This window comes from Acerihabitans sp., from assembly GCF_036398755.1.
Taxonomy (GTDB): domain Bacteria; phylum Pseudomonadota; class Gammaproteobacteria; order Enterobacterales; family Enterobacteriaceae; genus Acerihabitans.
Genome location: NZ_DASWOM010000052.1, coordinates 1 through 9,166 on the forward strand (window position 1 = coordinate 1; position 9,166 = coordinate 9,166).

The 9,166-nt window shown below is 59.4% G+C and carries 9 protein-coding genes; 6 read left to right on the forward strand and 3 right to left on the reverse strand.

The genetic code is table 11. The annotated features are described in order from the left end of the window. The 3 genes from VGC33_RS09080 to VGC33_RS09090 all read right to left on the reverse strand — a co-directional run. Positions 1-165 (reverse strand): anaerobic C4-dicarboxylate transporter family protein (locus VGC33_RS09080; protein WP_331120437.1); only part of this gene is annotated, 165 nt, incomplete at its 3' end. A gap of 284 nt (positions 166-449) precedes the next feature. After that, positions 450-1,172, reverse strand: a complete 723-nt coding sequence (dcuR, locus tag VGC33_RS09085; protein ID WP_331120430.1) for a two-component system response regulator DcuR — start codon at positions 1,170-1,172, stop codon at positions 450-452. A 4-nt stretch (positions 1,173-1,176) separates the two neighbouring features. Next, positions 1,177-2,790, reverse strand: a complete 1,614-nt coding sequence (locus tag VGC33_RS09090) for a sensor histidine kinase (RefSeq protein ID WP_331120431.1) — start codon at positions 2,788-2,790, stop codon at positions 1,177-1,179. Between the two features lie 492 nt (positions 2,791-3,282). Here VGC33_RS09090 and hybO point away from each other — a divergent pair, with 492 nt between their 5' ends. The 6 genes from hybO to VGC33_RS09120 all read left to right on the forward strand — a co-directional run. Then, the gene (gene hybO, locus VGC33_RS09095; RefSeq protein ID WP_331120432.1) at positions 3,283-4,410 is read left to right on the forward strand and encodes a hydrogenase 2 small subunit; all 1,128 of its coding nucleotides are present in this window, start codon (positions 3,283-3,285) and stop codon (positions 4,408-4,410) included. A gap of 3 nt (positions 4,411-4,413) precedes the next feature. Then, positions 4,414-5,547 carry a hydrogenase 2 operon protein HybA gene (hybA, locus tag VGC33_RS09100; RefSeq protein WP_414636914.1) on the forward strand — a complete coding sequence of 378 codons (1,134 nt, stop codon included), beginning with the start codon at positions 4,414-4,416 and terminating at the stop codon, positions 5,545-5,547. Continuing rightward, positions 5,534-6,733: a Ni/Fe-hydrogenase cytochrome b subunit gene (gene hybB / locus VGC33_RS09105; protein ID WP_331120433.1), complete on the forward strand. Its 1,200-nt coding sequence runs from the start codon at positions 5,534-5,536 to the stop codon at positions 6,731-6,733. The genes hybA and hybB overlap by 14 nt, the downstream gene beginning before the upstream one ends. Further along, complete coding sequence (gene hybC / locus VGC33_RS09110; RefSeq protein ID WP_331120434.1) at positions 6,711-8,414, forward strand: hydrogenase 2 large subunit; 1,704 nt, start codon at positions 6,711-6,713, stop codon at positions 8,412-8,414. Before hybB ends, hybC begins: the two co-directional genes overlap by 23 nt. Next, a complete protein-coding gene (locus VGC33_RS09115; RefSeq protein WP_331120435.1) occupies positions 8,414-8,926 on the forward strand; it encodes a HyaD/HybD family hydrogenase maturation endopeptidase in 513 nt (170 codons plus the stop codon). The genes hybC and VGC33_RS09115 overlap by 1 nt, the downstream gene beginning before the upstream one ends. Next, positions 8,919-9,166: hydrogenase/urease nickel incorporation protein (locus VGC33_RS09120; protein ID WP_331120436.1), on the forward strand; the 248-nt coding region annotated here is incomplete at its 3' end. The genes VGC33_RS09115 and VGC33_RS09120, both read left to right, overlap by 8 nt.

A 9,166-nucleotide genomic window follows, 5' to 3' on the forward strand; every position in this document is an offset into this window, starting at 1 on the left:
AATCACCAGCATCACGTCCACCGGCGGTTTACCGGGTTCGAGATGGAAGACGAACACCAGGATAACCAGGCCGATGCCGCCCAGAAGGCCTAAGGCGATACCGCCCTTTTTTGCTCCGTATAACAGACAGGCCAGAATAACGGCCAGTTGAATAAAAAATGCCATAATGACTTTTCCCTTGTTATAAAACTTCATTCAAATTCGCTGCTTAACAAATAACTCTGTTTAAAACCTTATTGATTGTGCTGAATCACATACCGACGGTTTTTTTAGTTAATAATATAATTTAAAATATTTATGTTATGGCCTGTCTTCTTCAGGCAAATAATATTGTTGTTTATATGTTATGAATCATGATGTGAAATAAATAATTTGGTTTAAGTCTGGTAATTAGTATTATATATAGCGGAAGGCACCGCCGCCGCCAATGGATGGCGCGGCGGCGGCGGTTATTGATAGCACTGGCGCAGCGCCGCCAGTTTTTCCGGCAATAAGCGGTAAAAATAGACCGGCCGGCCCATGGAACCGTAAAAGATGGATGTGGTGAGAATATCCGATTCAGACAGATATATCAGGTATTTGCGGCAGGATACCTTGGAGATGGTAATGGCGTTGGCCAGCATCTCGGTGGAAAACTCCCGATCCTTGCTTTGTTCAATCCACTCGCAGATGGTGCGCAGGGTAATGACGGTCAGGCCTTTGGGCAGTTTTTTATGTCCGTGGTCGGCTTCGGCGCTTTTGTGATGGATTAAATGGTCGATATCCGACTGCGCGCAGTTCTCGCGCAGGTCGAGCAAATTGACCTCCTCGCGGTAGCTGACCAGCGCCTGTTCAAAGCGGGCGAACTGGAAAGGTTTAATAAGATAATCCACCACGCCGTATTTAAACGCCTTTTTCACCGTGCCGACGTCCGTTGCCGAGGAAATAATCAATACATCGGTCTGCTCGCTGATTTCACGGATGGTCGGCAACAGGTCCAGCCCGTTGTCCTGCTGCATGTAAATATCCAGCAGCACCAGATCGATTTTATCGCCGGCCGCCATCAGCAGCGCCCGGGCCTGCTGTAGCGTGGAGGCGGTGGCATGGTATTGAAATCCGCTGACCTGGTTCAGGTAGCATTTATTCAATTCGGCCACCATGGCGTCATCGTCAACAATCAAAGTGTTTATCATAGGGTTAACCCGTTTTTATTTGGTAAGGCAACGTGAAGTCGAAGCGGGTGCTCACCCCCGGTTCAGACATAAAGGTCATCCGGCCGCCCAGCCGCTCCAGGCCCTGTCGGGCTAAATACAGGCCGATGCCGCGGCCTGCGCCTTTGGTGGAAACACCGCGCTGGTAAATCGCCTCCCCCAGGGCGGGGTCGATGCCGGGGCCGTCGTCACTCACCCTGCACTGCAGCAGCATATCATCCTGATACAGGAAACTGACGGTGATGGTACCCTTTTCACGGCCGGTCAGGGCATCCATGGCGTTTTCAAGCACATTGCCCAATACGGTGATAAGGCAAGCGGTGGTATCGTTATCGCCGGTATCCGGCAGCCAGCTGTCCTCGGTAATCACCAGGCTGATATCAAGATCGCGGGCGCGGTTAATCTTGCCGAGCAGGAAGCCGGCGATAACCGGCGACTTGACGATGCGGATCAGGGTGCCGATTTCGTTTTGATAATTATTGGCCGTTTTAAGGATATAGGATTCCAGCGCCTGGTAGCTTTTTAAATGCAGCATGCCGAGGATCACATGCAGCTTATTCATAAACTCGTGGGATTGAACCCGCAGGGTATCGGCATAGGCCGACATGCCGTCCAGACGCTCGAGCAGGCGCGCCACCTCGGTTTTATCGCGGAATGTGGCGATGGCGCCGACAATATTATCCTTTACGATAACCGGCACGGTATTGGTTATCAGCACGCTGCCGTTGATATGGCTTTCGCGATCGCGCTGGGGTTTGCCGGTGTGCAGCACATTGCGCAAATAGAGCTGCGCCGGCCAGTGTTTGCTTGCCGCGTCCAGCAGCAGGTTTTCCCAGGGGCCGTGCTGTTTGAACAGTCGTTTCGCCTCGTCGTTGATAAGCGTGATCTGCCCATCGGCATTGACGGCAATCACGCCCTCCTTGACCGATTGCAGCATGGCGTTGCGCTCCTCGAACAGTTGCGCAATCTCATGGGGTTCAAACCCCAGCATAATGCGCTTAAGCGCCTTCACCAGCAGCCAGGTGCCGATACCGCCGACGGCGGCGCCTATCAGGGCGGTCCAGAGCAGGTTCCAGCGGTTGACGTTGATGATGGTCTGCACCGTGTCTAATGAAATGCCAATCGCCACCACGCCTATCTGCCGCTGCGTGGCGTCATAGACAGGCGTATAGATGCGCAGCGCCCGTCCCAGGGTGCCCAGGTTTATCGCCTGGTGTTCCCGCGCCTGGAGCGCCGGGAGGATATCGTCGCCGACATAAAGCTTGCCCAGCAGCTCGGCGTTCGGATGGGAAAAACGTATCCGGTTCATATCCGTAATCACAACAAAAAACAAATCGTTGCGGATCCTGGCGGCTTCGGCTATGCGCTGGATGACGCCAGGCTGGTCCTGGCCGCTTAACCCCCGCACCACCTCGGGATCCAGCGCCAGGGTGCGGGCAATGGCAAAGGCCTTGTCGCGCACGTTATTCTCGGCCAGTTCGCTTATCTGGCTTAGCAACAGCATATGGACCACCACCAACACCGAAATGATCACGCCCGATACCATTAAAATGACGGAGGTGCTCAATGTCAGCGGTGTTTTGCGCCTGTTTCCGGCCATGTTTTCTCCGTATCGGTTAATCCCGCCCGGAATGAAAGGGTAAAACTCGCGTGGGACCCGTATCTTGCTGCGCGTAACATTACGCCGCAAAATGAATTTGATGTTAAGGAATTTGCGGCTATTTGACGCAGGCCTGCTTCACACTCCCGGAAAAAATAGCGGCGGGCGCGCCTGAAACCCGCGTCAGATTTTGCCGGGTAAAAAATAATCGCCGGGATTTGATTATTTTACTTAGTAAAATAACAGATTAGTTATTTAATGGCCGATGTCGTGGAAATATAAGTCGCAGAGGCTCAGCCTAGGGGAAATAAATAAAGCGGGTTGTTAATATCATGCCGCTTAAAAATGTTCCTGGTCACATATTATAAAAATATCAAATGTCATTTGACCGTAAATTGATGAAGATCAATTTAACTTGCTGATATTAATTCGGGGCTGTAATCACACCGCCCGAGTTGAACAGCGTTGCTATGTGAGAGGCCCAGCATCGATATGAATACCAGGATAACCTCCGCGGGGGTTGATCGCCGTACTTTTTTAAAACTGTGCGCCGCCCTGGCGGCCACTATGGGTTTGAGCAGCCGCGCGGCGGGTGAAATGGCCCGCTCGCTAACGCAGCCGTCGCGGCCGCCGGTACTGTGGATTGGCGCCCAGGAATGCACCGGCTGCACCGAATCCCTGCTGCGCGCGACGCATCCGACGCTGGAACATCTGCTGCTCAACGATATTTCGCTGGAATACCATGAGGTGCTTTCCGCCGCCTTCGGCGCCCAGGCCGAGGAAAATAAACAGCGCGCCGTGCAACAATACCGGGGCAAATACCTGCTGGTGGTGGACGGCTCGATACCGCTCAAGGATGGCGGTGTTTACTGCATGGTGGCCGGCAAGCCGATTGTCGAGCATATCCGTGAGTGCGCCGAGGGCGCCGCCGCCATTATCGCCATCGGTTCCTGCGCCGCCTGGGGCGGGGTACCCGCCTCCGGCAGCAATCCCACCGGGGCGGCCAGCCTGCAGGAAGCGCTGCCGGGCAAAACCATCATCAATATCCCGGGTTGTCCGCCCAATCCGCATAATTTCCTGGCGACGGTGGCCCATATCATCACCTGGGGCCGCCCGCCGGCGCTTGACGCCGCCGGGCGGCCCACCTTCGCCTACGGGCGTCTGATTCATGAAAACTGTGAACGGCGGCCGCATTTCGACGCGGGGCGTTTTGCCCGGGAGTTTGGCGACGAAGGGCATCGCCAGGGCTGGTGTCTGTACCACCTGGGCTGTAAAGGACCCGAGACCTACGGCAACTGCCCGACCCTGCAATTTTGCGATGTGGGCGGCGGCATCTGGCCGGTGGGCATCGGCCATCCCTGTTATGGCTGTAATGAACAGGGCATCGGCTTTACCAAGGGAATTTTCCAATTGGCTAATGTGGAAAATCCCACCCCCAGGGTGGAAAAACCCGCAATCCATCAGCCGGAAGGCGCGCCGCGCTCCGCCACCGCCACCGGCCTTATCGGCGGCGTGCTGGGCGTGGTGGCCGGGGTCAGCGTGATGACGGTGCGCGAACTGAGCCGGGCGCGGAACAAGCAGCGGCGGATTGAGGACGATGATTCGTCCCGGGAGGAATGAGCCGTGAACCGACGTCATTTTTTTAAACTGGCCTGCGCCGGGGCGGGGTTGGCGGGTATGCCGGCCGCCGCGCTGGCGCAGGCGCATAATGCTCCGCCCATTCCGGGCGCGCTGGGCATGCTGTACGATTCCACGCTGTGCGTGGGCTGCCAGGCCTGCGTGGCGAAATGCCAGCAGGTCAATCATTCCGCCAAACCGACCGGCGGCACGACCTATGCCGGCGGCGATGCCACCTGGTCCAATAACGACAAGCTTAGCCCCTACACCAACAATATCATCCAGGTATGGACCTCGGGCAGCGGTAAACACAAAGACCGGCTCCAGGACGGCTACGCCTATATTAAAAAGCAGTGCATGCACTGCGTCGACCCCAACTGCGTGTCGGTTTGTCCGGTTTCCGCGCTGAAAAAGCACCCCAAGACCGGCGTGGTGCATTATGATCCCGCTGTTTGCACCGGCTGTCGTTATTGCATGGTGGCCTGTCCGTTCAACGTGCCGAAATACGACTATGACAATCCGCTGGGCCAAATCCACAAATGCGAACTCTGCAACCAGCCGGGCCTGGCCCGGCTGGATAACGGCGGTTTGCCCGGCTGCGTCGAGGCGTGCCCCACCGGGGCGGTGATTTTCGGCACGCGGGAGGAACTGCTGGCCGAAGCCCGCCGTCGTCTGGCGCTGACCCCGGGTGTGGAGTATTGGTATCCCCGCCAGCGGGTATCCGACCAGGATCGCTATGCGCGCGCGCTGCCGCGCTATGAACCGCATATCTATGGCGAGAAGGAGGGCGGCGGCACCCAGGTGCTGGTACTGGCCGGCGTGCCGTTGCAAAACCTCGACCTGCCGCCGCTGGCGGATTTATCCACCGGCGCGCGCTCGGAGCATATCCAGCATTCGCTGTATAAAGGCATGGTACTGCCGCTGGCGGTGTTCGCCGGACTGACGCTGCTGGTGCGGCGCAATACCCGCGACAACCACGACGACGATGATACGCCGGACGAATCCGCCACGCCTGACAACCAGACCCGCGACGGCACAGGCGACCGGCACGTCCGGCCCGGCGACCCTGACCGGGATGGACGCAACGCAAAAGCGGCGGGCGCGACGCCGCCGGGGGAGGACATTCATGACGACGCATAAGGCCGAGCCGCTGGGCGGACGGCTGTTCGCCAGGCCGATTCTGTATCTGGCGCCGCTGGTCATACTCTGCGCCGGACTTATCCTCCGGCGGCTGCTGTTCGGCATCGGTTCGGTGGCCAATCTGAACGGCGGCTATCCCTGGGGACTGTGGATTGCCTTTGACCTGCTGGTGGGCACCGGCCTGGCTTGCGGCGGCTGGGCGCTGGCGTGGGCGGTCTATGTCTTTAACCGCGGCGAGTTCCATCCGCTGATGCGTCCGGCGCTGCTGGCCAGCCTGTTTGGTTATTCGCTGGGCGGGCTGTCCATCACCATTGATGTCGGGCGCTACTGGAACCTGCCGTATTTTTATCTTCCCGGGCATTTCAATACCTCGTCGGTGCTGTTTGAAACGGCGGTGTGCATGACCATCTACATCGCCATCATGGCACTGGAATTCGCCCCGGTGCTGTGTGAAAAGTGGGGATGGGCGGCGCCGCGAAAATGGCTGGGTAAAGCGATGTTCCTGATCCTGTCGCTGGGCGTTCTGTTGCCCACCATGCATCAATCCTCCATGGGATCGCTGATGATTGCCGCCGGCATCAAGGTGCATCCGCTGTGGCAAAGTTATGAAATGCTGCCGCTGTTTTCGCTGCTGACCGCCTTTATCATGGGATTTTCCATGGTGGTGTTCGAAGGATCGCTGGTGCGGGCGGGGCTTGCGGGCCGGGGCGCGGACGAAACGCCGCTGTTCGCGCGCCTGGTGCGGATTATCGCGGTTTTCCTGACGCTGTTTATCCTGCTGCGCTTCGCCGAACTTATCTGGCGCGGCAAAACCGGCTATCTGTGGGCGGGCGATCGGTACGCCGCGCTGTTCTGGACGGAAATCGTCCTGATGCTGGCGCCGTTGCTGATGTTGTGTTGGCAACGCGTTCGCCGGGACGCCCGCGCGCTATTTATCGGCGGGCTGTGCATGCTGTCGGGGGCGGCGCTGTGGCGCCTGGATTATTCCCTTATCGCCTTTGATCCCGGCGGCGGCTACCGCTATTTTCCGGCCGCCGGTGAAATCCTGATTTCGGTGGGATTTATCGCCATCGAGGTCTGCGCTTATATCCTGTTGATTCGCCTGTTGCCGGTACTGCCCGGGCCGGCGACCCGCCATAACGATCGTCCTATTGAGGTAGAGCATGAGCCAACGCATCACCATTGATCCGGTTACCCGTATCGAGGGCCACCTGCGCATTGATTGCGAAATTGAACAGGGGATAGTGGTCAAGGCCTGGTCGTCCGGCACCATGTGGCGCGGTATGGAGGAGATCCTCCAGGGCCGCGATCCGCGCGACGCCTGGATGATTGTCCAGCGTATCTGCGGGGTTTGCACCACGGTGCACGCCATCGCCTCGGTGCGCGCGGTGGAACACGCCCTGGGCATGAGCGTGCCGGTAAACGCACAGTATATCCGCAACCTGATCCTGGCGGCCCACAGCATCCACGACCATATCGTGCATTTTTACCAACTGTCGGCCCTTGACTGGGTGGATATCACCTCCGCCCTCAAGGCGGATCCGGTCAAGGCGGAAACGCTGCTGAAAGGGGTGTCCACCTGGCCGCTGAACAGCGCGGCGGAATTCACCCGGGTGCAGCAGAAAATCAAGGATCTGGTGGCCAGCGGCCAGTTGGGCATCTTCGCCAACGGCTATTGGGGACATCCGGCCATGGCGCTGCCGCCGGAGGTCAATTTGATTGCGGTGGCCCATTATCTACAGGCGCTGGAGTGCCAGCGCGACGCCAACCGAATCGTCGCCATGCTCGGCGGTAAAACGCCGCATATCCAGAATCTGGCGGTCGGCGGCGTCGCCAATGCCATCAACCCGGATATGCCCAGCGTGCTGAACCTGGAACGGCTGATGTACGTCAAAACCTTTATCGATCGTCTGGGCGACTTTATCGAGCAGGTGTATAAAGTCGACTGCGTGACGATTGCCGCGCACTATCCGCAGTGGCTGACCATGGGGCGCGGGGCGCGGCATTACCTGAGCGTGCCGGAGCTGCCGCTGGACGGCAAGGGCGAGACCTTTTGGCTTACGGGCGGTTACCTGGAAGACGGCGACGCCGCCCGTTTCCGCCCCATTGCCGGCCATACCGATCCGTTCCTGATGGACGGTATCCAGGAAAGCGCCAAACATGCCTGGTATCAGGATGATGAGCCGCTGGCCCCCTGGGAAGGCCGCACCCGGCCCCAGTACACCGGCTGGCAGGAGGACGGTAAATATTCCTGGGTAAAATCGCCGATATTTTACGGCCAGACGGTGGAGGTCGGCCCGCTGGCCTGGCTGCTGTGCGGACTGGCGGCGGGGCATGCGGGGGCGAAAACCCATTTTTCGCAGCTTGGCGACGCCTACCGCCAGCTCACCGGCGGGGCGCTGCGCGAAGCCTATTTGCATTCCACCCTGGGAAGGGTTATCGGGCGCACCGTGCACTGCTGCGTGCTGAAAGACTCGCTGAGCGCGATGTGGCAACTGCTGGTGGACAATATTGGCCGGGGCGATTACCAGACCTTTATCAAACCGCAGATTCCGCTGGATAAAGAGTTGCGCGGCGTGGGCTTCGGCGAAATGCCGCGCGGCATGCTGTCGCATTGGGTGGTGATTAAAGACGGCAAGATCGCCAATTACCAGGCGGTGGTGCCCTCCACCTGGAACGCCGGGCCGCGTAACGGCCAGGACGTGCCCGGGCCGTATGAACAATCGCTGGTGGGCACGCCGGTGGCCGACGCCGCCCGGCCGCTGGAGGTGGTCAGGACCATTCATTCCTTTGACCCCTGTATGTCATGTGCCGTGCACCTGGTGGACGCCACCGGACGGGAAGTGAACCGGGTAAAGGTATTGTGATGAGCATTCTGGTGCTGGGAATCGGAAATCTGCTGCTGGGCGATGAAGCGGTGGGCGTGCGCATCGTCGAGGCGCTGGCGCGCCGGTTTACGTTCACGCCCGCCATCGACATCCTGGACGGCGGCACTTCGGGCATGGAGCTGCTGGAGAATATGTCCGGCCGCGATCACCTGATCGTGGCCGACGCGGTGCTGGCCGGCCACTGTCCCGGCGCGGTGGTGGTGCTGCGCGACGATGAGGTGCCGGCGTTCCTGACGCAAAAGCTGTCGCCGCATCAATTGGGGCTGGCCGATGTGCTGATGGCCCTGCGCCTGCTGGACGAGTTCCCCCGCCGCCTGACGCTTGTGGGCGTGGAGCCGCAATCGCTCGGCATGCGCATCGGCCTGACCGATAGCGTGCTGCGGGCGGTGGAGCCGGCGTTGGCACAGGTGATAGCCGCGCTGGAGCAAAGCGGGGTGACGGTAACGGCGCGGGCGCACAAGGATGCGGACCGGGGAACCCTGCATGCATGAGCTGGCCCTGTGCTATGAGGCGCTGGCGCTGATCGGCCAACAGGCCCGTTCGCACGGGGCGAAGCGGGTGACCGGGGTCTGGCTGGAACTGGGCGCGCTGTCGTGCATCGAGGAAAGCGCCCTGCGTTTTTCGTTCGGCGCCGCCTGCCGCGGCACGCTGGCCGAGAACAGCGCGCTGCACCTTGACGTGCGCCCGGCGCCGGCCTGGTGCTGGTCATGCGGCGCCGCCGTCGAGATAAC